We start from the raw sequence: 26,586 nt of genomic DNA, 5'->3' as shown, positions 1-26,586 counted from the left end.
GCTCAGTATCGCTTTCGTTCGGTCAACCGGTGCATGGACCATGACCATATCCGAAAGGGCTGACGCCGTGTAGACTGAATTTCAGGAAACCGCATAGCCGCCAAAAAGTTTATATCCTAACCGCATGGCCCCCGTCAAAAAAGTACAGCCACTTCTCATGCACAGGCTCGCCCAAAATATCCTCCAGCGCCTTCGCATACAGCTCCAATTGAAAACGGTACTGTTCCGCAAGCGCCTGAAGGCCTCCCCGGTGCTCCAGCACCCGGTCCGTTTTGTAATCAAGCAGCACCAGCCTGCCTTCGCGGCGGAACATGCAGTCGACGACCCCTTGAACCAGCACCGTCTCATCCTGGAGCAGCCGGACATCCGGCCGGTCCGAAGCGCCCTGCGGGGACAGCTCCTCGAGAAAGGCAAGCCCCTGATAAGCATCCGCAGCAGGCAGCGCATAGGAAAACGGCATCTCCCGCCATACCTCCTCGGCTGCCAGCAGCTGCTGCCCCACCTCGCTTTCAAACAAGCGGCTGATATCGGATGGTTCCACGGCTGCAGCCTGCTCAGGAGTAATAATCTTTCGCTGAACCAGATCAGCGATCAGAGCTTCGGATTCGTGAAGCCGTCGGCCGGTCGGTTCTTGCGCTTCCACATCCGCAGCTCCGGCCTCTCTTTCTTGGAAATTGCCAAGAGGCAGATGCTGCATCAATGTATGATAGACCGTCCCGCGTTCGGCAGGGGTCAGCTTTTGCGCCTCCATAAATTTCGGGCGGCGAAGGTTCAAAGTAAAGGCGGCCGATGGATAGCCGTTATGGTCTGAATCCGGCGAATACGCTGAAATGCCCGCAAACAGCCCCTCCTGCGCGCCGCGCCTAACCGCCCGCTCCTCAACCAAGTCGAGCGACGGCTCTTCCTGCATCGCCAGCAGCTTTTTCATCTCCGTGACGGACGTCTTCGCCGAGATACCGCTCACGGCTTCATAAGGGTAGACCCAAGACAGCTTTCGATTAACGGCTTCCCGGCTTTCTGCATCTTTGCCGCCTGAATCTGCATCAGCCTCCTCGATCGGCACCGGCTCAAGCCGCTGCACGGCCTTCATCCGTTCAAAACGCTCCTGTCCGCGATCCCCCTCTTCATCGATCACGATGCCCGGCGGCTCCAGCAATGACTCCGGCGTCTCGACGGCGAAGATCCAATCGGATGGATCCTTCGACAGAGCAGCGCCTTCGCTGTTCACCGGCAAACCTGCAAGCTCGCGAAGCTGGCCTGCGGACGGGTGGCGGATGACCGCCGGACCGATCCAATCCAAGTAGCTCCGGCCTCTAGCCAGCAAGTAGTCGGGCAGCAGGAGCTCCGGATGGCTGTCGGCCTGGGCCCAAGCCCCTGCCCGTTTCGACAAATCCTTCACCGTGCCGACCAGAATCATTTTCTCCTTCGGACGGGTAAGGGCCACATACAGCACCCGCATCTCTTCGGCCAGCAGCTCCAGCTGGGATCGGCGTCGGATCGCCAGATTCGGCAGGGTCGGATAGGTGACCCGCATGTCTTCGTCCACGAATTTCGGACCAAAGCCCAGCTCCTTGTGCATCAGAAAAGGCGCGTTCAAATCCTGCTGATTGAAATTTTTGGACACCCCGGCAACGAACACGACCGGGAACTCCAGTCCCTTGCTCTTATGGATCGTCATCAGCCGTACCGCATTGCCATGACTCTCTGCCGAGCTCGCTGCCCCCAGATCGCAGCCTCGCTCCCGCAGACGGGAGATAAAGGTCAGAAAGCGGAACAATCCCCTCGAGGAGGTATCCTGCTCATACCGAACCGCCCGGTCATACAATGCCGTTAAATTCCCCTGGCGCTGCTTGCCTCCGGGAAGGCCGGAAATCCAGTCCAAATACCCTGTCTCGCTGTATATACGCCAGATGAGGTCGCTTAGCCCGCCCTGACGAGCCTCCTCCCGCCAGCGCTGCAGCCGTCCCATGAACAGGTCCAGCTTAAGGCCGAGCTCCGGAGAAATGTCAGCCACGGCTTCTGGATCAGCGGATGCATTTAGGGCGCTTACCCCGGTCACGAGCTCATGTCCGGCAGCCGCCTCGGCCAGCCCCTCCAGCTCCTCTCCCAGGCTCCATGCGCCGTCCACCAGCCCCGATGCCGGGGATGCCGCTGCGGACGGTGTTCTGCGGACCGCGCAGGCAGCCTTCAGCGCGTCATAATAAGTTCCTTTGGCGCAGAGGCGGACCTGGGCCAGCTCCTCCTCGGTCAATCCGACCAGCGGCGAGCGCAGCACGGAAGCGAGCGGGATGTCCTGCCTGGGGTTATCGATGACCGCAAGCAGCGAGAGCATGATCTCGACTTCCGTTGCCTGAAAATATCCTTTATTCTGCTCTCCGACGGCGGGAATGCCCGCCAGGCGGAGCTCTTCCATCATTAAAGGCGCCCAGATCATGGCCGAGCGAAGCAGGATGACCATATCGCCATACTCCACCGGACGCATCGATTTGAGCGATTTATCATAAATCATGAGCGGCTTGCCGGTTTCCCCGATCATCTGGCGGATTCTGCCGATGATCGCCCTTGCTTCAAGCTGGGCCGTCTCCATCTCGGCGGCCTCAAGCTCAAGACCTGCGCTTTCGTCGTCATCAGCCGACTCCCCGCTCTCCGGATCGGCGCTGCTTCCGCTTCGGTCAATCAGCAGCAGCTCCGGTTTATAAGGGCTGCCGCCCTCGCCTTCCTGTTCCGGAAACGAGGCGCCGCAAACAAGCTCGGCCCGCGAATCATAGGCGATCTCAGCCACGGACTCGTTCATGATCTGCCTGAACAGCATGTTCACGGCATCCACGACCTCCATGCGGCTGCGGAAGTTGCGGGCCAGATCGATCCGGATTCCCGCGAGGCTTGTTTCCTCGCCGGCATCGCCTGCGCCGTAGCTTTTGTATTTATCCAGGAACAGTCCCGGCTCCGCGAGGCGGAAACGGTAAATGCTCTGCTTGACGTCGCCGACCATAAACCGGTTCCCTGGCGCTTCGCGGGAAATGAGGCGGACGATGTCCTCCTGCACGCTGTTGGTATCCTGGTATTCGTCCAGGAGCACCTCGTCGAATTGCTGCCTGTATTCCATTGCAGCATCCGAAGGCAGCATGCGGCCCGGTTCGGAATCGGGATGCCGCAAGATATGAAGGCAGTAGTGCTCCAGATCATTAAAATCGACCATGCCTTTGGCCGCTTTCGCTTCGCGGTAGCGTTCGCCAAAGAGAATGACCGTCTCGGCAAGCTCCTTCATCAGCGGCGCGGCCGTTTGGAGCTCCCGCAGAAATTCGCGTGCCGGCCGGCCGAATAAGGCGCCCTTTAGCTCATTGACGGTTTTCTTCGCTTGCTCTCTCAGCTCCTTGACCTGCTCCTGGAGCTCGGGAATGATCTCGGCCTTGCGGATCGATTTCAGCTTGCCGAAGGAGGCGTCGCGGAAAGTTTCGTACAGCGATTCCCACGGAGAGTGTTGAACCGCCTCAAGCAGGGAGCCGACAAGCGCCGCGTCTTCCTCCAAATTGTCGGCGTACGCCGCCGGTCCGCCCGGCTGAAGCGCAATCGCCCGCGCTTGCTCCAGCAGCCCGGCTGCTCCGCTTAACGCGAGCCGGGCATCCGCCAGGATGCTGTGCACCCACGGCGTCCGGCCCAGCTGTTCCGTATCCTTCGCCTCGAAGCTGGCGGCCGTATCCCGCAGCCAGCGCTCCGGCCACGGATGGCTCCGTGAAAAATCGTAAAGCCGCTGAACAAGCCGGTACAGCGCATCATCCGTCCGTTCGCCGCTGAACCAGTCGGCCAGCCGCATGAAGTTGCTTCCGGGCTCACCTTCCGATTCCCCGTACTTTTCTTCGAACAGCTCCTCCAGCAGCTCCTGACGCATCAGATCGGCTTCATGCTCATTCAAAATCCGGAAGCCGGGGTCGAGCGGAATCAACTGGTAATATCGGCGGATGACCTCCATACAGAAGGAGTGCAGGGTCGTGATGGACGCCCTGCCGAGCAAAGCCAGCTGGCGCCGAATGTGCTCATTCTCGGGATCCAGGTCCAGCTCCCGTTCCAGCGCCTCTCTGATCCGCTGCCGCATTTCAGCCGCGGCGGCTTTGGTGAAGGTCGCGACAAGCAGGCGATCCACGCTGAATCCCGACGACTCGTCCAGGATTTTGCGAATGATCCGTTCGACGAGCACCGCCGTTTTGCCTGAGCCTGCCGCTGCCGCGACCAGAATATCGTCGCCGGAGCGCGCAATGGCTTTCCATTGATCGTCGCTCCACATGCTGCCCTCTGGCTTAGCCATCATGTTTGCCACCGGCTTCCTCTCCTTTCATTTGTCCGAGCAGATCCCATACTTGATCCCGTCCCGGCTTGCCGAGCAGCTGATATTGACTGCCCTCAATCGTATCGTCGAATTGGCACACCGGCCGATAGGCGCAGTATGTGCATGCTGTTTCCTGCTGGATCCGGTACGGCTCGATCGCCACATCTCCCCCGGTAATTCGCGAACCGATGGTCGTCATGTTGCGGCGAACCGCGGCTAACAGCGTCTCCCACTGTTCTGGGGTTGCGACGGCCGCGCTGCTGTAGAAGCTGCCGTCCGCCTTCACGGCAACCGGAAGAATCGCGGAATGACCCTTTTCCAAATAAGAGTCCATGAGGGATACCGCTTCGCGGTCTGCAAGCAGCAGCCCCTTCATCTTATACCGCTTCAGCAGCTCCTCCGCTGCCGCCTCCGGCGTCATGCCGTTAGCCGACTGCAGCACCGGATCATGGACGTGGAAATACAGCGTGCCTGCCGGCAGCGCCTGTTCCCCGATCCACAGCTCCGCATAGGTCAACAGCACGTCCAGATAAGTCAGCATCTGCAAGGATAGTCCGTAGTACACCTCGTGCAGACGGAGATCCTTCTGGCTCGATTTGTAGTCAATCACCCGAAGCATGACGCCATGCTCGCCCCGGGCCATGTCGACCCGGTCAATCCGTCCTACGACCTCCATTTTCACCCCGTTATCCAGCTCAAAGGTAAGGGGAGGCAGCGGCTTGCCGGGACCGAAATCAAGCTCAAGGCCGACCGGCTCGAACTTGCCGCGGCGCGCCTGCTCGCCCAGAATGACAGAAGCTCGGCCGACAATATTCTTCAGCTTTCGCGAGATGTAGCCGTAGCGTTTGGAGCTCAGCAAAATTTCGCCCTGAAGCATCGGAGCCAGCCGGTCCACGGTCTGTTCCGCTTCGCGCAAACACTCCTCGGCCGTCAGGTCGCCCCAGCTTCGATGCTCCGATTGAAACTTCACCGCCATCTGGCTTAAAGCTGCATGGAACAGCTGGCCGATGTCCGGAGCTTGCAGACGGTAAAGCTGCCGTTCCCGCAGCTTCAATCCGTGGGACGCAAAATGCGAAAACGGGCACGCAACGAAGCGTTCCATCCGGGATACGCTTGTCGCAAGCCTTACGCCGTACAGGCGCCGGCTTGTCTTCTCCGTCAGATTTCGCCCTTCATTGCGATAGGTTAAAGAGGACAGCATTACGCCGAGCCGCGTCTTCCATTCCGGCTGGCCGGCGAACCAATTATAAGCATGCCACCAGAGGTCTGGGAGCTCCTCTCCGTTTCGCCAATCCCGCAGCCGGCTGGTCAAATAAGCGATCGTCTTCCCGGGCCGGGTCACGTATCCCGCCTGCTCCTCAGGGGATTGCCCGGCATGCGGCCGAGATGCGAGCGGCCCCTCGCCGATCTGAAACATCAGCTTCAAATGGCGGATCACCTCGGATGGGAGCAGCGTCTTGCCCTCATCGTCCGCGGCGGGATAGCTGACCCACAGCTGCATGCTGGCCGTAGTCAAAGCATTATAGATCAGGAAGCGTTCGTCCAGAAGCCTCCTCGATATGGTCGGGGCAAGCTCCAATCCGCGCTCCGCCAGGCCGCTGCGCTCCTGTTCCGTCAATATCCCGTCATCCTCAAACTGCGCCGGGAGCACTCCGTCGTTCACCCCGAGCAAAAACGCATATTTAACGCCACCCGTCCGCGTCCGATCCATGCTGCCGATCAGCACCTGATCCAGCGACGGCGGGACGAGGGCCATCTTCAATTCCGTGAGCCCGGTATCCAATATACCGGCGAACAGCTCGGTGCTGAGCTTTTCATCCCCCATCATCTCCACGATCTGATCCAGCAGTCCCAGCACAGCCCCCCATACCTGGCGGTGCTCCCTCGCCTCTTCGGGACGGCCGGCCTCAAGCGCCGCTCTGCTCAGAAGCTCCAGCTTCTCCGGCACATCCGCTTCCTCCAACAAGCGGAAGACGGCCGTACATTGCTCGCGGGCGGTTGCCGCCTTCTTCAGACGCTTCTCAAATGGATGCAGGACTGACGCAACGGCAGCCCTGGCATATTCAATACGCTGCAGCTCTTCCGTACCGCGGGCTTTCGTTTCCCCTTCCTCCAGCGAGAGGCTGGGCGCACCCTTCCATGGGCGGCCATCCGTCCAGCGGGAGCCCTGAATGCCTGAAGCCAGCACGTGATTCTCGAGGCGGTCCATATCTTCCCGGGACAATGAACCGTCAAGCGGGAGCAAAAGATCGGTCTTGACGCAGCGGAAGACGTCCTCGTACCGCCAGCGGCGCAAGCTGACATCCAAAGCCGAGCGGACAAACTCCACCACCGGATGGTGAAGCTCGCTCCGTTTCTGATCAAGGAAATACGGAATGCCATACTCCCGGAACAACGGGCCGATCAGATGCTCATAATCGCCCAGGTTGCGGACGAATACCGCCATATCCCGGTACCGGGCCCCTTCTTCCTGCGCCAGGCGGAGCATCTCCCGGATCGCTCCCTCGATTTCGGCGCGGCGATTGGCGGCTGCATAGAGCCGCAAGCCATCCGCTTGCGTGCCCGCCTCTCCCCGCCAGCGCATTCTCCTGTCATAGCCGCGCTCCAGATGGGCCAGCACCGGTCGTTCACTGAAACGGGGAGGGACTTCCGGCGCAAGCATGCGGTGCTCGGTATCCGCGCCCAGCTCGTCCGCGATCCCTTTTAGCTTTATGTACGTGCTAGCCGTAGGATGGAACAGGTCCAGCTCATGGGGAATGCCCCCTGTTGGATAAGGCTTGTCCAAGGTAAGCGCAATCGTCACCTGTCTTGCATGGGCCAGCAGCTCGCGGATGACTCGATATTCCTGGGGAGTGAAGCCGTGGAAGCCGTCGATCCAAATATCCGCATGGCGAATATAGTCCGAATCCGCAATGCTTTCGGCCAGCGTCGCAAGCGTGTCCTCCTCGTCCATATAGAGTCTCGATATTTCCAGCTCGTAATCCCGAAAGATAAGGGCGATTTCCTTCAGCTTACGCTGAAGCATCGGAGGCCCCCCTGTATGGGAAGTCAGCAGCTCAAGCTGTTCCTCCACGCAAGCGGCGTCGATGCAATACCGCTTCATTTCGGTATACAGCTCGCTGAGCTTGCCGACAAAACCGAGCTGCTCGCCCGAAGGGCCGAATAGCTCCAGCTCCTCCTTGCGGCGGCGAAGGATTTTGTACAGCAGCATCCGCTTGCCTTCCTCGCTGATCGCCACCTTGGCTGCTCCGCCGGTCTCCTGCATGACCCGGTAAGCCAAGCGGCGCAGGCTGAGCACCTGGGCCCTAAATATGCCCTTGATGCCTCCTGTGTTCACCAGCGCATGCTCCGCCTCGAACGATCCCTGTTCGGGAACGATCAATATCATCGGGTTGCCCTGGGGCGATTCCTCCAGCCTCCGGCTCATCTCTTCACGAATGGCCGTGCTTTTTCCGCTGCCCGACCGGCCGATTATAAATTGCATCCTCATCTTCGCCTCAAGCCTCCTTCGCCTTTTCCGACAGTTTACATGCAGGGGAATTCCTATGGTTCTATGAATCTGCCTTCCATCATGAGAATCCGCGCCTGCTATCTATTGAAATTTCGTATACATTTGTTGGAGTTTCCAGTCTTATTGGGAATGATGTAATCCGGTTTTTACAGACTCTTTTCCCCTTACCTTGCATCCTTTCGTTTTCAGTTCATCGCCTCGCAATTTGCGAATCTATCACCAGGATGCTGATTAATAGTATAGCATAAGCGGCGGCGGAAGGAACATACGTTTGGATTGTATTCCCAGTGGAGACGGCAACGACAAAAGAGCCTGTTCCAGCACAGCTCCTCACTGCGCTAAAACAGGCCCCGGTTCCTCTATGTCAAGATCACCTACAGATTCGTCTTGCTCCGCACTTCAAATACCGCAAATTTCAGATAGTGTCCCTCATCGACGCCCAGAATTTGCGGATGATCCTTGCCCGCGGCGCGCCACTCCACCAGCCGCAGCACCTTGCCGGCATCCCTGGCCGCTTCCTGGATCGTCTCCAGGAACAGATCCGGACGCATATGATACGAGCAGCTTGCCGTCACCAGATAACCGCCCTCGTTAACCAGCTTCATGCCGTGCAGGTTAATGTCCTTATAACCCCGGCAGGCTCCCTTGACCGCTGATTTCGTTTTGGCAAAGGCCGGCGGATCGAGAATAACCACATCAAAGGTCCGTCCCCCACCTGCCGTTAGCGGCTTGGACGTGTCCACCTTCTGGTCCGCCTGGGCGCGCTGCTGCCGCTCCTCGACTCCCTTTACCTGATTGCGCAGGTATTGGAAGGCGTCATCCACCACGAATTCCACCCGGTCCTGGAACCCGTTGAGCTCGACGTTTTCCCTCGCGCTCTCAATCGCATGCTCCGAGATATCCAGGCAGGTCACTTTCTTGGCGCCATACTTACAGGCATGAAGGGTGAAGCTCCCGGTATGGGAAAAGCACTCCAGCACCGTCGCGCCGTCCCAATACGGGAAGCTGACCGCCTTCCCGCTCTTGTTAACCGGCACGGTCTTGGTCTCTCCGTTCTCCTCGATCGTTTGAAGCGAAATGCCGCTGCGAATGCCCCAGCCGGTCATCAGCGGCTTGATCGAAGCCCGGTTTTCACGCTGGTCGAAGAAATAGCCGGTCTTCTGCCCTTCCCAGGTATCCACCTTGATCGACAGCCCGTTCTCCGTAACGACGACGTGACGGGGACAGTCTCCATACAGCGGACCCTTGCGCTGCTCCAGCCCCTCAAGCTCGCGGACGGACACATCGCTGCGCTCATAAATTCCTCTCGGCTGCATGACCCGGACAAGCGCGCCGACGATCTGGTCGCGGCGCTTGTCCATGCCCAAGGTTAACAGCTGCACGACCAGCACGTCCGCAAAGCGGTCAACGATCAGCCCAGGGAGAAAGTCGGCTTCGCCATAAACGAGACGGTAGGCATTCTCGCCCTCGATAAACCGTTCCCTGTGTCTTTTGCATTCCTCAAACCGGGCGGCGAAGAAATCCTCGTCCATCCGTTCGATCGGCTGATGCGACACGATCCGCACCGTAATTTGCGATTGCGGGTTATAATAGCCGGCCGCCAAAAACCGCTCCTGATGATTCAGCACCGAAACCAAATCGCCCGGGGCAGGATCGCCCGTGACGGAGGCAATCTCACTCTTGTATACCCAGGGATGTCCCTGCTCCAATCTTTTCTTTCGACTGCGCTCCAAAATAACCGATGGCACTAGTAGTTCACTCCTTATGTGATATCCCTGGCGGCAATTCATTGGCATGCATGTCCGCCCGGGGTCATATACGTATTAACAAAAACCTCGATCCCCAATTCGAAAAAAAGGAGAATCGCATGCTATCCTCACTCTGGTTTCCCATCTGCTACGGCCTCGTTCTGTTCCTGTTCGGCATGAAGGTGATGGAAGCCGCGCTTTCACGCTGGGCCGGGCCGCTGCTGCACAAGTGGCTTCGCATCGCGACCTCTACGCCCGTTAAAGGCATGGCTGCCAGCACAGCCGTCACGGCTCTCCTTCAGAGCAGCACGGCGGTTACGGTGCTTGCGATCGGATTTGCGAATGCCGGATTATTAAGCTACGCCGGAACCCTCGGGATCATACTCGGCACCAATATCGGGACGACGGTGACAACCGAGCTCATCAGCCTTCAAATCGGACGGGCCGCCATGCCGCTGCTCGTGCTGTCGCTCATGCTATGGGTAGGGGCTGTGCTGTTCAGCCAGCGCGTTCCTTCCGGCCATGATAAATTGCAGATGTCGCTTGTCCGGGGCCAATATTTATGCCTTGCCGTGACCGGCTTTGCGCTGGTGCTGCTCGGTATCCAATTCATGCAATCCATCGGGCCTACCCTGCAGGAGCTGGGCCTGTTTCAATGGTTTCTTGACCATGCCTCGCGCAGCGTTTTTTGGGGTATTCTTGCCGGCGCTATTCTGTCTGCGCTCATGCACAGCAGCGCGGCTGTAATCGCAATGGCGATGGGTCTGGCCGTCGGCGGCTCGCTTCCGCCTGAGATCGGCGTTGCCATCGTGCTCGGCGCCAATGTCGGCACCTGCGTCACCGCTTTAATCGCTGCAATGGGCAGCACGCCCGCCGGCCGTTTTGTCGCATGGTCCCATATGGGGCTGAATATCGGCGGGGCGCTTCTGTTCGCGCCGTTCATCGGCTGGCTGACCGCCGTTTCCGGCTGGCTTGCGGTGGACCCTGCCGGACAAATCGCGCATGCCCAGACCTTATTCAACGTCCTCAGCTCGCTTCTTGCACTGCCTTTATGCTACCTGCCGTTCTGGACCAGGCGGCAATCTAAAACGTGATATCCTCCTCCGGTGGAATAGGAACGTTCAGCAGCTTCAGCGCCTTGCGCAGGATAATATCATTATTGTTATACCCGTTGCTGCGCTGTTTCCTCCACGCGGCAAGCGGTTCATACCAATCGACTCCGTTGATTTCCTCGATTTGCGGCTTGAGGCTGCCGCCTTCCGCCTTAACCAGATAATAATGAACCTCTTTATTGACTTGTCCATATACGGGATGATGATATTTATAAGCGATAATGTCCACTGGGGAGGTAATGGAGCCGACAATTCCCGTCTCCTCTCTGATTTCACGGAGAGCGGTCTCTTCGATCGTTTCGCCGGCTTCCATCTTGCCTTTGGGAAGCGAATGTTTCCCGTAGCGATCCAAAATGAGCTGGATTTGCAGCGCTCCCGCATGATAACGGTACACGACGCCGCCTGCAGAAAATTTCGTTCGTGCCATGTCCCTTTCCTCCTTCATGTACAACAAGGATTCCACTTCCCGATAGCTGGAAATGAAATCCTTGTCTGATATAGCGGCTATTGGAATTATTGGGCGGCAGCCTTAAGCTCGCTCTCCATGACGCTGACAAGCTCGCCCTCGCATTCGTTCACGCCGGCCTTCGTCAGCTTCACGCGGCACATTTTCCCTTCGAGGTCAGGCGTTCCATCAAATACAAGCTGCAAGTAGTTGTCGCTGTATCCCTGCATTTTACCGCCATTTGGCGCGCCTTTGTACTCGCGTTCAGGAATCACTTCAAGCACCTGGCCGACGAAACGCTCGGCATAAGCAAGCTGCAGCTGCTCCGAAAGGTCGATCAGATCGTGTACGCGGGCGTTCTTCACCTCTTCGTCCACCTGATCCTCCATCCGCGCTGCCGGCGTGCCCGTTCGCTTGGAATATGGGAACACATGCATTTCCGAGAACTGGATCGCCTTCATCAGGTCGTATCCGTTACGGAACATCTCATCGGTTTCACCAGGGAAGCCGACAATGACGTCGGTCGTAATGCCGACATCCGGCATCGCCTGACGGATCAGTCCCATCTTGTTATAGAATTCTTCTGTCGTGTATTTGCGGCGCATGCGCTTCAGCACCGTATCATCGCCCGCCTGAAGCGGAATATGCAGGTGCCGGCACATTTTGCTGGAACGGTTCAGCACATCCAGCATCTTGTCATCAATCTGGCTCGCTTCAATCGAGCTGATCCGGATGCGTTCCAGGCCGTCCACCCGGTCCAGATCCCAGAGCAGGTCGGACAACCGGTAATTCTCCAGATCGTCGCCGTATCCGCCAGTATGAATTCCTGTCAGGACAATCTCCTTGTAGCCTGCATCCACCAGCTGGTGCGCCTGCTTGATAATGCTCTTCGGATCACGGCTGCGGGAAAGCCCGCGGGACCAAGGGATAATGCAGAATGTGCAGAAGTTGTTGCACCCGTCCTGAATCTTCAGAAATGCACGCGTACGCTCGGCAAAATCCGGCACGTCCATTTCTTCAAATACTCTCGTCTTCATAATATTGCGCACGGCATTGATCGGCTGGCGCGTTTTTTCGATATCATGAATGAAATCCATAATTTTGTCACGGTCCTGGTTGCCGATGACAAGATCCACGCCCGGAATATCCAGAATTTCAGCGGGCGAGGTTTGGGCATAACAGCCCGTTACGGCAACAATCGCCTCGGGATTGCGGCGAACCGCACGCCGGATCATTTGCCGGCTCTTCTTATCCCCGGTATTCGTAACATGGCAGGTGTTAATCAAATAAACGTCAGCGGTTTGTTCGAAATCCACCTGCTCGTAGCCTTCGTTTTTAAAGTATTGCCAAATGGCTTCGGTATCGTAAAAATTGACTTTGCAACCCAACGTATAAAACGCTACGGATGGCATATTCAAACTCCCCCCATTTCTCCAGATTCATATAATGCGCAGACAAGCGCAGCCATGCCGGCCGTCTCGCAGCGAAGAATTCTGCGGCCCAATCCGACGGAAACAGCCCCTGCCGCCTCGGCCGCACGGGATTCCTCCTCGGTAAAGCCGCCCTCCGGTCCAACCACCAAAAGCAGGCTGGCCCGGGAAAGCGGCTCCTGCAGGGCCCGTTCTACAAAAGGCTTTAAGGCATCCCCGATCTGGGAGCCCTCCTCTTTCTCGTAGCAAAAGTATACCGCATCGTAGGCCGTAAACGTTGCAAGCAATTGTTTCCACGAAAGCGGCTGCTCCACGGAAGGAATCCGGTTGCGATGCGCCTGCTCGGCTGCTTCTTTAGCGATCTTGCGCCAACGCGCAAGCCGCTTCCCTTCCTTCTTGGCATCGTATTGAACGATCGTTCTCTCCGATAGGAAGGGGACGAAGGAAGCGGCGCCGATCTCCGTGCACTTTTGGATGACGGTTTCCATTTTGTCGCCTTTGGGAAGACTCTGGGCAATGGTTACGGCCAGACGCGGCTCGTTCTTCATCTCCAGTTCCTCGATAACGGCGGCATGCACACAGGCCCCGTCCATTTCTTCGATCCCGACCAGGGCCTCTCGCGACTCACCGTCGCTGACGATGAACTTGTCGCCAAGCTTGCCCCTCATAACCTTTGTAATATGGCGGGCGTCATCGCCCGTAATTTCCACCCGGTCTCCCGCAAACTGTGCAGGAGTCACAAAATATCGCTGCATCTTCTATCCTCACCTAACTGCAAAATCGCCAAACATCATGATACAACTTTTCATGGCAACTGACCAGAGCATTGTAAGAGGAATTAACCTCCGAACAATGTAATGAATATATTCAGAACGTCGATGGATAAGGCACGAGCCCCGAGATAAAGGGGCGCAATGGTATACTTCTGCAGCATTGGCAGCACGATAATGAGCAGAAATATGAGGATCGACCACTGCTCGAACCGCTGAATCTTGGCGCTGATCCGAGGCGGCAGCACATTCTCGACGATCCGATATCCGTCAAGCGGAGGCAGCGGAATCAGATTGAACAGGCATAAGAAGAAATTCAGCTGGATGAACACATTGAAAAAAATATGAATCGCCTGATCCGTCCGCGTAATGCCGATCGGATCGATCACGCCGGATATATAAAGCACCGCGTAAATCAGCGCACCGACAATGCCCAGAAGGAGGTTGCTGAGCGGACCGACGGCGGCCACGATGATGCTCATCCGCCGCGGATGGCTGAAGTTCTCCCGGTTGACCGGAACGGGTCTTGCCCAGCCGAATCCGGCAATCAGCAGCAGGACGATGCCCAGAAAATCAAAGTGCACCGCGGGATTCAGCGTTACCCGGCCCAGCAGCTTAGCGGTAGGGTCACCGAATTTATTCGCGAAATAAGCATGAGAAAATTCATGCACGGTAAAGGCGATCATTAACGCAATCAAATAGAACGGGAGTTGCTCCAACGGGAAATACAGCAGCTGATCCAAGAAATCCATAATCAGTTCTTCCTCGCTACGAAAGCAACCCAGTCGTCTTCGCGGTTGATATCCGCGATCTCAAAGCCGGCTTCAACAAGCGCCTTCCCGACGATCTCTTCCTTGTTCTTGAAGATCCCTGAAGCGATATAGATGCCGCCCGGCTTCAAGGCCTTGTAGACATCATTGATAAACAGCAGGATGACCTCAGCCAGAATGTTGGCGACGACCACCTGGACCGGCAGCTCCACACCGAGCTCGTCCTTCGATGAGCTGTCTGTCAGGACAGAGAGCAGATCGCTTTCCTTGATGGTGATCCGGTCCTCCAAGCCATTCAGGCGGACGTTCTCCGTGGCGCTGGATACAGCCACCGGATCCAAATCCAGCGCAAGAATGCGGGAGGCCCCCAAATAAGCAGCCCCGATCGACAAGATCCCGGAGCCGGTGCCGACGTCAACGACCTCTTCGCCGCCTGTAATCACCTTCTCGAGCGTGCGCAGGCACAAGGTTGTCGTCGGATGCGTGCCGGTCCCAAATGCCATGCCCGGGTCCAGCTCGATAATGCGCTCTTCCGGAGATTCGGGAGAATAGGACTCCCATGTCGGTTTAATCGTCAAGCGCTCCGACACCCGGATCGGCTTGAAATACTGCTTCCAGGCGGTAGCCCACTCTTCCTCGTTGACCGTCTTCATCTCATAACGCACATCGCCTGTATCTATTCCGAATTCCTTCAGTTCTTCTACCCGGGGGGCGATAAGCCCTTGGATCTCTTCCAGCATTACGGTCTCGTCAAAATAGCCTTTAATGACGGCGCACCCTTCCGGAATATCGTTAAAAGGGACGATCTCATCGAACCATTGTCCAAACGAAGTGTCCCGTTTTCTCTTCGTTGCGGCGGATTCCTCAATAGAAACGCCCCCGGCTCCCGCTTCATGCAGGAAGTTGGAAATCATCTCCACGGCTTCCTCCGTGGTATGTATCGTTAATTCACGCCATAGCATATACAGTTGTTCCTCCTCATTCGTACATAACTATCATTGTACTATATTGAGGACGCTCTATACAAAATTTGTGGATAAAATGTTGCCTCGGGAGATAGCGGTCCCTGATCATTCATAAGTCCTTTTGTTGTGATCATGAAAAAAAAGCCCTTCCTGCCGCTCGCTTTGCTAAGCAACGGGAGAGGGCTTTGGCTTTCTTGGCGAATCGGCATCCTCGGCAGCACTTGAAGAAAATATTGTACCCGAGCTGCAAGTTTGCCGATTATTCTTCTTCTAGGATCTTCTTAAGCTGGCGCTCGTCTGCGGCTTCGCTTCGGCGAAGCGCCTCCACATCGTCAAGATCGGCTGCCATCGCCGAAAACTCCACATCCTCATTTTTGGCGGATTGCAGCGCGATCATTTTTTCCGTCTTACTGGCGATTTTGCCCTTCTTCACACGTCTCATCATACGCGCATCTCTCCTTGTCACGTGTTGTTCTTTGCCTTACACCTTGTACGCTTCGGCTCACACCATCCCGCCGGACTCCTCAATCAGACGCATCGCCTGGTCAAAGATGCCTTCGTCGAGAACGACGGTTAGCAATATATCCCGTCCTTGCGTTCCGTCCTGCCCCCCATCGCTCATCCCGCTGGCGGAAGGATCAGCCGCGCCAAGGATGCCCGCAGACCTGTTCGACAGCGCCGAATTCTGCGTCATCGAGGTCAAGCTCGTAATATCCCCTGTCAAAGGGTGCATCGGGCCATTCAGCTCCCCGCCCGGATAGGCGCTGAAGCGGTCGATCGACATATCGGCAACGCGGAGCGACTGCAGCTTGCGCTGGGCATGCTGAGCTTCCTCCGGGCTTTTGAAATAAGCCAAAATATTTTTTTCAGCCATATGGTTTCACCTGCATTTCGTTTAGATACTATCCGCTGCTTCCGGAACGAACCTTCCCTAGGTTGCTTCGCGCCCGCCCCTTTTATTCCTTTTGAGGACAGCGCATGGTGATGAAGGGAGGAGAGCACAAAAAAACCGCCCTTTTTCGAGCAGGGGCCTCATGCCTCCACTCCAAAAAGGACGGTTTCTTATTACTTGCTCTGCTGCTAGCGTTTCGATACGGTAGTACCGAAGCGAAGAGGATAGTAGCCCTCTAAGCCGGCTCCCTAATGATCATTAGTCGCCGCGAAAGGCTTTTTTTACACGGTCAAAAAAGGATTGCTCCTGCTCATGGGTCTCTTCGCCTTCAAGCGACGCGAATTGACGCAGCAGCTCCTTCTGCTCCTCGCTCAGTTTGCTTGGGGTAACAACGACCACCTTGACGTGCTGGTCGCCCTGTCCCATGCCGCGCAGGCGAGGGACCCCTTTGCCTTTCAGGCGGAAGAAGGTTCCGGTTTGCGTTCCTGCCGGAATCTTCAGCCGGACTTTCTCCGTCAAGGTCGGGATCTCGATCTCATCGCCAAGGGCTGCTTGGGCAAACGTCAGCGGCACTTCGCAATAGATGTCGTCGCCCTCGCGCTCGAAGAAATCATGCGGCTTCACGCGAATGACGATGTACAAGTCGCCCGCCGGGCCGCCGCGCAGACCGCCTTCGCCCTCGCCGGTCATCCGAAGCTGGGCCCCGTCATCCACACCCGCCGGAATGCGGACATGAATTTTGCGCTGCTTCTTGACCTTGCCGCTTCCGGCGCAGGTGCCGCAGCGATCCTTGATGATTTTCCCGGTTCCGTTACAGTTCGAGCAGGCGCGCCGATTGACCATGCGGCCGAACGGCGTATTCTGCACGACCTCCTGCTGCCCCGTTCCGTGGCAGACGGAGCAGGTATGCGGCTTAGTCCCCGGCTTCGCTCCTGAACCGTGACAGGTATCGCATGTCTCTGTTCTAGGAATCGTAATATCCGTTTCCTTGCCGAATACCGCTTCCTTGAACTCCACCGTCATCGTGTACTGCAAATCGTTCCCCCGCTGAGGCGCATTCGGATCACGGCGTCCATTGCCGCCGAAGAACATATCGAATATATCTCCAAAACCGCCGAAGTCACCGGAGAAACCGCCTCCGCCCATTCCCTGGTTCGGATCAATATGACCATATTGGTCGTATCTCGCACGCTTTTGACTATCGCTCAATACATCGTAAGCCTCTTTCACTTCCTTGAATTTGGCTTCCGCGTCAGCCGCTTTGTTGACATCGGGATGATATTGGCGCGCGAGCTTCCGGTACGCCTTCTTGATCTCATCCTCCGATGCCTGCTTGCCGACACCTAGTACCTCATAATAATCACGCTTATCAGCCACGGTTTCACCCCCATCTCTTCTTGATTCCTAGGGCAAAAGGAAAGTCAAAGTGCGAAGATGCGCAGCTTTGACCTTCCCATGCAATCTATTCAGATTAACCTTTGTTTTTGTCTTCGTCAACAACCTCGTAGTCAGCGTCTACGACGTTATCCTTGTTCGCAGTGCCGGCATCTCCGCCTTCAGCGCCTTGCTGCGCTTGTGCGGCTTGCTCATACAGCTTCACGGACAGCTGCTGCACCACTTGGGTCAGCTCCTCGGTAGCGGCTTTGATCTCCTCCAGATTGTCGGATTCCAGCGCCTTCTTCACCTTGTCTTTCGCTTCGTTCGCCTTCTCCACTTCCGAAGCGTCGACTTTGTCGCCGAGGTCCTTAATGGTCTTCTCGGTTGTGTATACGAGCTGGTCGGCATTGTTGCGAGCCTCAACAAGCTCTTTGCGCTTCCGATCTTCCTCTGCGTGAAGCTCGGCATCCTTCATCATTTTTTCGACTTCCTCGTCGCTCAGGCCGCTGGAAGAAGTGATGGTGATTTTCTGGCTCTTGCCGGTTCCCTTGTCGGTTGCCGAAACGTTAACGATACCGTTCGCATCGATATCGAACGTAACTTCGATTTGCGGCACGCCGCGAGGTGCCGGAGGGATATCTCCCAGCATGAAGCGTCCAAGCGTCTTGTTGCCAGCCGCCATTTCGCGCTCGCCCTGCAGGACGTGAATTTCAACGCTAGGCTGGTTGTCGGCATACGTGGAGAAAATTTGGGATTTGCTTGTCGGGATCGTCGTGTTGCGTTCGATCATTTTCGTAAATACGCCGCCAGCCGTTTCGATACCGAGGGACAGCGGAGTTACGTCAAGCAGAACGACGTCTTTCACGTCGCCGGTCAATACGCCTGCTTGGACAGCAGCGCCGAGGGCTACGACCTCGTCCGGGTTAACGCCTTTGTGCGGCTCTTTGCCGGTCAGTCTCTTGATGGCTTCCTGTACGGCCGGAATCCGTGTGGAGCCGCCGACAAGAACGACCTTGTCGATATCGTTCGCCGTCAGGCCGGCATCGCTCAGTGCTTGGCGAGTCGGTCCAAGCGTACGCTCTACGAGATCCGCGGACAATTCCTCGAATTTAGCGCGGGTCAGGTTGATTTCAAGGTGCTGAGGCACGCCGTCAGCAACCGTGATGAACGGCAGGGAGATCGTTGTTGTCAGTACGCCGGACAGTTCCTTTTTCGCTTTTTCCGCAGCGTCCTTCAGACGTTGAACCGCCGCTTTGTCTTTGCTCAAATCGATGCCCTGCTCTTTCTTGAATTCAGCCACCAGATAGTCGATGATGACTTGGTCAAAGTCGTCGCCGCCCAGCTGGTTGTCACCGCTGGTTGCCTTTACTTCGAAGAAGCCGTCGCCGAGTTCCAGGATGGAAACGTCGAACGTACCGCCCCCGAGGTCATACACGAGGATCGTTTGATCTTCCGCTTTTTCCATACCGTACGCCAAAGCTGCAGCTGTCGGCTCGTTAACGATACGAAGCACTTCAAGACCGGCAATCTTGCCTGCGTCCTTGGTTGCTTGACGCTGGCTGTCATTAAAGTATGCAGGAACCGTGATAACCGCTTGGGTTACGGGTTGGCCCAGGTAAGCTTCCGCGTCGGATTTCAGCTTTTGCAGAATGATCGCGGAAATTTCTTGCGGCGTATACTCTTTGCCGTCAATCGTTTCTTTATGGTTGGTACCCATATGACGCTTGATCGAAATGATCGTGCGGTCCGGGTTCGTGATCGCTTGGCGCTTAGCCGTGTCGCCGACAATGCGCTCCCCGTCCTTTTTAAAGCCTACGACCGAAGGGGTCGTACGTCCGCCTTCCGGGTTAGGAATAACGACAGCCTCCCCGCCCTCCATAACAGCGACGCAGGAGTTTGTGGTTCCAAGGTCAATACCAATAACTTTACTCATGAAAAAAATCCTCCCTTATTTATTCACACGAAATCCGTATGAGATTCACAAGCTTGCTATATATGATAAACGGCCAAGCGAGTGGCCGCTTACATGCTCACTTTAACCATAGCAGGTCTAAGCACTTTATCTTTCAGCATGTAGCCCTTCTGCACTTCCTCGACAACGATGCCTTCCTCATGCTCATCGCTCTCCACCTGCATGATGGCCTGATGATACTCGGGATTGAACGGCTCGCCTACGCTGTTCATCGCCTTCAAGCCTTCATTTTCGAGAACGGATTCCAGCTGACGGAAAATCATGCTGATTCCCTTGGAGAACGATTCGAACTCCGGACTGCCCTCGGCAGCCTGAAAGGCGCGCTCGAAGTTGTCGATAACAGGCAGCAGCTCGACAATGAGCTTCGACGAAGCATACTTCGCCAGCTCCTCCTTCTCCTTCTGCGTACGTCTGCGGAAGTTATCAAAATCCGCTTGTGCACGCAGCGCACGCTGCTGATGCTCAGCAACTTCAGCCTGAAGCTTCGCAATCTCGGCCGCATGGGCATCGCTCTCGCCTTCCTCTGGCTGATCCGCAGGAGCGCCCTCCTGCTCGGCGCCGGCAACGGCCTCCTCGTTAACAACCTCTTCCTCCGTGCTCGGGGTTTCCTCCATATTGTGTTCCATCTCTTCAGTTACTGTATCTTGAACGGCATCCTTCTGCTCTTTATTCAAGACGCGTCCACCTCCTTCATATTGTAAGCCTGCTGTTGCATGCCCGCGGGCTGTGTTCCCATCGTATCTGGTCATCCGGTCCCTGATTCTAAGATGCCTATTCGTTGATTTCTTTCATTTTGATCACATGATGAATCCGGAGGACGGCCGCCGCCACTTCTCCCGCAGCCCGCAGGCCGTGAAGCTTCACCGGCGCGGGATCCAGCACCCCCAGCTCCTCATAGTCGACGACGGTGCCGGTGTCACAGTCAAGCCCCATGGAATCGGAGCCCGAACGGATTTGCGCGGCACGCACCTCCTCCATCTTCTCCAGCGGGTTGTAGCCCGCATTCAGCAGGATCTGCGACATCGGCTTGCGCAGCGCCGCAGACACGGCTTCGAATCCGAACGCTTCCATCCCCTTCTGCGCCTCGCGGATCCGCTCGAGCGCATAGGAAACGGCAAGCTCGCTCGTTCCGCCGCCCGGAAGCACGCCGCCGGTAATGGCGGCCTGCAGGGCGGAAGCCGCATCACCTGCTATTCTGGCGGACTCGCCGACCACTTCGGAGGTGCTCGCGCCTACGATCACCGTCACGATCCGTTCCCTGCGGCCGCTGGCCAGCCTGATTTTGCCGATCGTTTCATCATAAGAGACGCGCGGGCTGTCACCGAGAAGAGCAGCAAGCTGCTCCGAATCTTTATGTAACGCCTTTCGGCGTATAGGTGTCGCCCCCGTCATGTCACAGACTCGCTTCAAATCCGCGCGGGATACGCGCGGTACGACCATGATTCCGTGATCGAGGCAGAACTGCTCCGCATCAGGATGAATGCCTTTCTCCAGCAGGATCAGCTTCACCGACAATGCGGACAAGCGCTCCAGATCGGCAGCGAACCGATTCCGCAGATCCATATACTGCGCGAAGCCCGCTTCGGTTGTCAGCACTTCTTCATCCAGCTCGTCAGGCTCAAGCGCATCCAGCAGCACGAGCACCTTCGCATCGCTGTACTGAAGGTAGTCGCGGGTAAAGATCGGCTTCTGCCGAAGCAAGACACCTTCGAACACCTCATTGTCGGCATTCTCCAGCGCAATTATACTGTCCGCAAGCGAATAAGAAGGATCATGAAGGCGCTGCATGCCGGCCTTGCGGGCCGCTTCCATAACGAGCGCAACGATATCCTTTCGCTCACGCCCGGCTACATAGACCGTGCGTTCCAGAAGCGGGTCGTCCAACCCTTCAATGACACGGACGCGGCCGGACAGCAGTTCAAGCGCCCGATCGATCCCCTGGCGCATTCCTTCCACAACCTTGGAAGCCGGCACGCCGCGGATAATGCGCGAGACGCCTTCCTGAACCAGTGCCCCTGCAAGAATGGTAGCCGTCGTGGTGCCGTCCCCGATCTTCTCCTGCTGCGCGCGGGCCACCTGGATCAACAGGCGGGCCGCCGGGTGGCTTACGTCCATTTTGTCCAATATCGTCACGCCGTCGTTCGTAATGACCACTTCGCCGCGCGGGCCGACAAGCATTACATCGAGCCCCTTGGGCCCGAGCGTCCCTTCCACAGCGGATGTGACGGCCCGGACGGCATTGCTGTTGTTCAGCAGCGTTGAATAGCGTTCATCGCCGTCCACATGGCTGTGTTGTCCTTGGCTCATAAGGCTCGCTCCTTTATTTATACCAGTGTGACAGCAGCTTCGTCAGGTCATGGGACAACACGTTCAAGATGCCGATCACCCTTGCGTATTCCATTCGCGTTGGCCCCAGTATGCCGATGGAGCCGACGGCCTTGCCATCTATAGAATAAGTAGCCGTAATCAGGCTACAGTTGGATATCGCTTCATGCGTATTCTCCGTGCCGATTCGTACTTGCACACCGTGCTCTCCCGGTGCCGGTGCCATCAGCTTCATCAGTGCCGGCGTCTGCTCGAGAAGCTCGAAGATGTCCCGAACCTTGTCGACATCCTTGAATTCCGGCTGATTCAGCATATTGGTCGTACCGCTGAGATACACGTCGCGGTGGTCGGGCTCGTTCTCGAGCGCAATGTCCAGCACCTTCATAAGCTCTTCGTAATGCGCGATGTGGCGCTGCATCTCTGCCCCGAGCTCCGTGTAGAGCCGGGTCTTGAGCTTATACAAAGGAACGTTGACCAGCTTCTCGTTAAGGAGATTTACCACCTGCTCCAATTCCGAAACGGAAACCCCTTGCGGAATCGACACGATCTTATTCTCCACTTGGCCCGTGCTGGTCACGATGATGGCAACCGCCTGGCCTTCATTTAGAGGCAGAAGCTGGAAGTGGCGTAAGGACGTATGAAAAACTTCCGGTCCCAGCAGGATGGAAGTGTAATTGGTCATCTGCGACAAAATACCTGCAGCATGCTGAATCATCTGCTCCATGACGTTCAGTTTTTCCGCAAAAAACGATTTCATCATATGCAGTTCCTCAGGATTCAAGGAAAACGACGAGGTGAGATGATCGACATAATAACGGTATCCCTTATGAGACGGAATTCGCCCTGCCGACGTATGGGGCTGCTCAAGAAACCCGAGCTCCTCCAAATCAGCCATTTCATTGCGAATGGTTGCCGGGCTGTAGCCAACATCCCCGCGTTTAGAAATGCTTCTTGAACCAACCGGCTCCGCCGAACGGATGTAGTCATCCACAATAGCGTTCAAAATCAAGCGCTGACGATCAGTTAACATGTCGCTCCCCTCCTTATAGACTGCCTATCTTACAATCGTTAGCACTCATCGCCATCGAGTGCTAACCGATATAACAAAAATACCAAACCGACCTGAGGATTGTCAAGTCAGTTCAGTACTTTAAGCACAGCTATTTCGTCACAGGCGTGCTGCTTTTTGCAATGGATGCAATCGGTCCACACCTTCTCGGGAAAAATCTCCTTCTCGACGACGGCAAAGCCGTTTTTCATGAAAAAGGATACTTCGTACGTCAAGGCCATTACTTTCGGGATTTCCCGGCGCTTGGCTTCCTCCAGCAGCGAATCCACCAGCATGGAGCCGATGCCCTGCCCCTTGTAGCCTTCCGAGATCCCCAGCGAACGGATTTCTACGAGATCGTTCCCAAGCTGGCACAGTGAACCGCAGCCGATGACTTTCCCTTCCGCTTCAGCCACGACGAATTCCCCAATCTGCTTCTCGAGCACCGCTCTGGATCTTGGAAGCATAATTCCTTTCTCGGCGTAGCCTTGAATCATCTGATACAGCGGCTCAACATCCTCTAATCTGGCCTTTCTGCATACCGCCGGCATAATCCTCGTCTCCCCTTTGCACGCTCCGTCATATGTCTTGGATAAATATACAACAGAGCGCATAAAAGTTCAATAGATTAATTTGCCGACAGGGTGCCGATAAATTCGGCGAACACTTCATTGCCGAACAGGATGCCTTTAGAGCTCAGCCTGTACCCATCCTCCGTCGTTTCAAGCAAGCCCGCGCTCACCATTTTGCTCAGGGGACGCTTGAATACCTCGTCCAACGAAGCATCGAACTGCTGTTCGAATCGGGTCCGGGAAATACCGTCCAGGACGCGGAGTCCGACCATCAAGAAATCCTCCATCGCTTCCTCTCTTGATACCTCGAAGCTTTCCAGCCGCGGCAGCCCGGTTCTTGCCGCTTCATTATAAGGGTTCACTCCCTTAATATTTACGTGGCGCTGACGGTTGATATAACCGTGAGCTCCGGCGCCAAGCCCGTAGTAATCCTCATTGCGCCAGTACGTCATATTGTGGCGGCTCTCGTAACCAGGCTTCGCAAAGTTACTGATCTCATACTGCTTATAGCCTGCCGCCTTCATGCGCTCCATTAATAGAAGATACATGTTCAGCTCATCCTCTTCATCTGGAAGCGGGAGCTGATTTTTCTGGTACATGGTATGGAACAACGTATTCTCCTCCACCTTCAGGCTGTAGATGGAGTAATGGGGAAGCCTGAGCTCCAGCGCCTTATCCACGCTTTCCGCCAGCATCTCCAAGGTTTGATTCGGCAGGCCGAACATCAGGTCGATGGACATGTTGTCAAAACCTGCGGCTCTCGCGTTATCCAGGCTGCGGTACACATCATCCGTATCATGGATGCGACCGATTCCGGACAACAGGCTGTTCTGGAAGGCCTGAACGCCGAAGCTGATCCGGTTCACTCCGCCTTCGCGCATAACCTTAAGCTTCTCCAGATCCGTTGTCCCGGGATTCGCCTCCATCGAGAACTCGATATCGTCCGACCACACCGGAAAATGCCGCTTGACGCTATGCAGAAAGTACTCCATTTCATCCGGCTTTAGAACCGTCGGTGTTCCCCCGCCGACAAAGATGCTCTTGATTGCTCCCGGAGGATGGGCTTTGACCGTCAATTCCATTTCGTGATCCAGTGCCCGCAGATAGTCCATAACCGGCTGATCCTTCAAAACGTAGGAATTAAAATCGCAGTAAAAGCATTTATTCGTGCAGAACGGAATATGGATATACACCGCTTCCGTTCGTTGATTATTCGTCATTTCGTATTCGCCCCTTCTTTGCTTGCCCGACTGGAGACTTCTTCTACTATATCCCCTGGCACCTGTTCAATGAAAGAAAAGGAAAGCCATAAAACCGGCTTTCCCATCATTTGACTCCCAAAACAGGCATTATGAGGTTGAATGGCAGGCTGCAGCTTGGTCGTTCATGGCCTGCCGCCTCGCTTGTTCAAATCATTACTTGTCGTCGATTTTCAGCACCGCCATGAAGGCTTCCTGTGGCACCTCGACGTTGCCGACCTGCTTCATCCGCTTCTTCCCTTCCTTCTGCTTCTCCAGAAGCTTCCGTTTACGGGAAATATCGCCGCCGTAGCATTTCGCCAGGACGTTCTTGCGCATCGCCTTGACGGTTTCGCGGGCAACAACCTTCGTTCCGACCGATGCCTGGATTGGCACCTCGAACATCTGGCGCGGAATGAGCTCGCGCAGCTTCTCGCAGATCGCACGGCCCCGGTGGTAAGCGCGGTCCTTATGCACGATAAAGGACAAGGCGTCAACCTGCTCGCCGTTCAGCAGAATATCCATCTTAACAAGATTGGATCTGCGGTATCCGGAGATTTCGTAGTCAAACGAAGCATAGCCCTTCGTACTGGACTTCAGTTGATCGAAGAAATCATACACGATCTCGGACAGCGGAATTTCATACGTAATTGTGACGCGCGTCGTATCCAGATACTCCATGTTGATGAATTCCCCGCGTTTCGCCTGGCACAGCTCCATAATCGCTCCGACATAATCATTCGGGACGATAATGCCCGCCTTGACATACGGCTCTTCCACATAATCGATCTTGCCGATCTCCGGATAGTGGGACGGGTTATCGATCTGCATCTGATCGCCGTTGGTCAGCGTCACGCGGTAGATAACGCTCGGCGCCGTCGTAATCAGCGGAATGTTGAATTCCCGCTCGATCCGCTCCTGGATGACATCCATATGAAGCAGGCCTAAAAATCCGCATCGGAAGCCGAAGCCGAGCGCGCTCGAGGTTTCAGGCTCGAAGCTCAAGGACGCATCGTTAAGCTGCAGCTTCTCCAGCGCTTCGCGCAAATCGTTGTAATCCGACGTTTCGATCGGATACAGGCCGCAGAATACCATCGGGTTGATCTTCCGGTAGCCCGGAAGAGGCTCGGCCGTCGGACGCTTTGCATCGGTTACCGTATCGCCGACGCGGGTGTCTCCCACGCTCTTGATGCCGGCCACGATGAAGCCTACGTCGCCGACGTTGAGCTCGTCCACGATGCTCATGCGCGGCTTGAACGCGCCGACCTCGATGACCTCGAAGGTCTTGCCTGTCGCCATCATTTTGATCATCGAACCGGCCTTGATGCTGCCGTCGATGACGCGGACATACACGATGACGCCCCGATAAGGGTCGTAATGCGAGTCAAAGATCAACGCCTTCAGCGGCTCCTCGGGACTGCCCGTAGGTGCAGGAACCTTCTGCACGACCTGCTCCAAAATCTCTTTGATTCCGATGCCGGCCTTGGCGGAAGCATGCACCGCTTCGCTCGCGTCCAGACCGATCACGTCCTCGATCTCCTGCTTGACCCGGTCCGGGTCGGCGCTAGGCAGATCGATTTTGTTGATAACCGGCAAAATTTCAAGATCGTTATCCAGCGCCAAATATACGTTGGCCAGTGTCTGCGCTTCAATTCCTTGAGCAGCGTCGACGACGAGCAGCGCGCCTTCGCAGGCAGCCAGGCTTCGGGAGACCTCATACGTGAAGTCGACGTGTCCTGGAGTATCAATCAGGTTCAAGATGTACTCCTCGCCGTCGTCGGCCTTATAAGTAAGGCGTACAGCCTGCAGCTTGATGGTGATGCCGCGCTCTCTCTCCAGATCCATCTGATCAAGGACCTGCTCCTGCATTTCGCGCGAGGTCAGCGCGCCCGTAAACTCCAGAATGCGGTCCGCAAGCGTCGATTTACCATGGTCTATATGTGCAATAATACAAAAGTTACGAATTTTTTGTTGTCTTACTTGTACGTCCGTCATGCTAACCCCCAACAACCACCAGATGTTTGAATCAATTTATTATACCAGTTGAGGGGATGCACAGCAATGGCTAAGGCGCGGCTGCCCGAGAT

General features: G+C 56.1%; 19 protein-coding genes. 1 reads left to right on the top strand and 18 read right to left on the bottom strand.

The genetic code is table 11. The annotated features are described in order from the left end of the window. Positions 1-109: 109 nt before the first annotated feature. The 3 genes from addA to J2Z18_RS20695 all read right to left on the bottom strand — a co-directional run bounded on the left by addA (position 110) and on the right by J2Z18_RS20695 (position 9,583). Positions 110-4,306, bottom strand: coding sequence for a helicase-exonuclease AddAB subunit AddA (gene addA / locus J2Z18_RS20705; RefSeq protein WP_245256108.1), 4,197 nt, complete (start codon positions 4,304-4,306; stop codon positions 110-112). After that, entirely contained in the window at positions 4,296-7,814 is a 3,519-nt protein-coding gene (addB, locus tag J2Z18_RS20700; RefSeq protein WP_210095255.1) for a helicase-exonuclease AddAB subunit AddB, read from the bottom strand. The genes addA and addB overlap by 11 nt, the downstream gene beginning before the upstream one ends. A gap of 395 nt (positions 7,815-8,209) precedes the next feature. Further along, positions 8,210-9,583 carry a class I SAM-dependent rRNA methyltransferase gene (locus J2Z18_RS20695; protein ID WP_210095254.1) on the bottom strand — a complete coding sequence of 458 codons (1,374 nt, stop codon included), beginning with the start codon at positions 9,581-9,583 and terminating at the stop codon, positions 8,210-8,212. Positions 9,584-9,702: 119 nt separating this feature from the next. Between J2Z18_RS20695 and J2Z18_RS20690 the strand changes: the two genes are divergently transcribed. After that, positions 9,703-10,677 (top strand): Na/Pi cotransporter family protein, encoded by a 975-nt coding sequence (locus J2Z18_RS20690; RefSeq protein ID WP_028404336.1) that lies wholly within the window; start codon positions 9,703-9,705, stop codon positions 10,675-10,677. Here the strand turns inward: J2Z18_RS20690 and J2Z18_RS20685 are convergent. From J2Z18_RS20685 to lepA, 15 genes are all read right to left on the bottom strand, one after another. After that, positions 10,667-11,122 (bottom strand): NUDIX hydrolase, encoded by a 456-nt coding sequence (locus J2Z18_RS20685; protein ID WP_007129397.1) that lies wholly within the window; start codon positions 11,120-11,122, stop codon positions 10,667-10,669. The genes J2Z18_RS20690 and J2Z18_RS20685 overlap by 11 nt on opposite strands. Before the next feature lie 86 nt (positions 11,123-11,208). Continuing rightward, a complete protein-coding gene (gene mtaB / locus J2Z18_RS20680) occupies positions 11,209-12,552 on the bottom strand; it encodes a tRNA (N(6)-L-threonylcarbamoyladenosine(37)-C(2))-methylthiotransferase MtaB (RefSeq protein WP_144866985.1) in 1,344 nt (447 codons plus the stop codon). A gap of 2 nt (positions 12,553-12,554) precedes the next feature. Beyond that, entirely contained in the window at positions 12,555-13,325 is a 771-nt protein-coding gene (locus tag J2Z18_RS20675; protein ID WP_007129395.1) for an RsmE family RNA methyltransferase, read from the bottom strand. 83 nt (positions 13,326-13,408) lie between these two features. Continuing rightward, the gene (locus J2Z18_RS20670; RefSeq protein ID WP_210095253.1) at positions 13,409-14,092 is read right to left on the bottom strand and encodes a site-2 protease family protein; all 684 of its coding nucleotides are present in this window, start codon (positions 14,090-14,092) and stop codon (positions 13,409-13,411) included. Between the two features lie 2 nt (positions 14,093-14,094). Continuing rightward, on the bottom strand, positions 14,095-15,072 hold the full coding sequence (prmA, locus tag J2Z18_RS20665; RefSeq protein WP_210095252.1) for a 50S ribosomal protein L11 methyltransferase: 978 nt from the start codon (positions 15,070-15,072) through the stop codon (positions 14,095-14,097). A gap of 262 nt (positions 15,073-15,334) precedes the next feature. Then, positions 15,335-15,520 (bottom strand): YfhD family protein, encoded by a 186-nt coding sequence (locus J2Z18_RS20660; RefSeq protein ID WP_007129392.1) that lies wholly within the window; start codon positions 15,518-15,520, stop codon positions 15,335-15,337. 57 nt (positions 15,521-15,577) lie between these two features. After that, positions 15,578-15,949 carry a hypothetical protein gene (locus J2Z18_RS20655; RefSeq protein ID WP_007129391.1) on the bottom strand — a complete coding sequence of 124 codons (372 nt, stop codon included), beginning with the start codon at positions 15,947-15,949 and terminating at the stop codon, positions 15,578-15,580. Between the two features lie 276 nt (positions 15,950-16,225). Then, the gene (gene dnaJ, locus J2Z18_RS20650) at positions 16,226-17,344 is read right to left on the bottom strand and encodes a molecular chaperone DnaJ (RefSeq protein WP_007129390.1); all 1,119 of its coding nucleotides are present in this window, start codon (positions 17,342-17,344) and stop codon (positions 16,226-16,228) included. Positions 17,345-17,438: 94 nt separating this feature from the next. Next, positions 17,439-19,277: a molecular chaperone DnaK gene (gene dnaK, locus J2Z18_RS20645; protein WP_007129389.1), complete on the bottom strand. Its 1,839-nt coding sequence runs from the start codon at positions 19,275-19,277 to the stop codon at positions 17,439-17,441. An 89-nt stretch (positions 19,278-19,366) separates the two neighbouring features. Then, the gene (gene grpE, locus J2Z18_RS20640) at positions 19,367-19,942 is read right to left on the bottom strand and encodes a nucleotide exchange factor GrpE (RefSeq protein ID WP_373872036.1); all 576 of its coding nucleotides are present in this window, start codon (positions 19,940-19,942) and stop codon (positions 19,367-19,369) included. Positions 19,943-20,087: 145 nt separating this feature from the next. Beyond that, positions 20,088-21,623 carry a TCP-1/cpn60 chaperonin family protein gene (locus tag J2Z18_RS20635; protein ID WP_028404341.1) on the bottom strand — a complete coding sequence of 512 codons (1,536 nt, stop codon included), beginning with the start codon at positions 21,621-21,623 and terminating at the stop codon, positions 20,088-20,090. A gap of 13 nt (positions 21,624-21,636) precedes the next feature. Next, a complete protein-coding gene (gene hrcA, locus J2Z18_RS20630) occupies positions 21,637-22,671 on the bottom strand; it encodes a heat-inducible transcriptional repressor HrcA (protein ID WP_007129386.1) in 1,035 nt (344 codons plus the stop codon). 107 nt (positions 22,672-22,778) lie between these two features. Continuing rightward, a complete protein-coding gene (locus tag J2Z18_RS20625; protein ID WP_007129385.1) occupies positions 22,779-23,240 on the bottom strand; it encodes an N-acetyltransferase in 462 nt (153 codons plus the stop codon). A 77-nt stretch (positions 23,241-23,317) separates the two neighbouring features. Then, positions 23,318-24,481 (bottom strand): radical SAM family heme chaperone HemW, encoded by a 1,164-nt coding sequence (gene hemW / locus J2Z18_RS20620; protein ID WP_007129384.1) that lies wholly within the window; start codon positions 24,479-24,481, stop codon positions 23,318-23,320. Between the two features lie 195 nt (positions 24,482-24,676). Next, positions 24,677-26,494, bottom strand: a complete 1,818-nt coding sequence (gene lepA / locus J2Z18_RS20615) for a translation elongation factor 4 (RefSeq protein WP_007129383.1) — start codon at positions 26,492-26,494, stop codon at positions 24,677-24,679. Between the last annotated feature and the right edge of the window lie 92 nt (positions 26,495-26,586).

The sequence above is a fragment of the Paenibacillus lactis genome, from assembly GCF_017873605.1.
GTDB lineage: Bacteria > Bacillota > Bacilli > Paenibacillales > Paenibacillaceae > Paenibacillus_AQ > Paenibacillus_AQ lactis.
The sequence above is the reverse complement of the archived record's forward strand: the minus strand, read 5'-3'. Positions and strand labels throughout refer to the sequence as shown.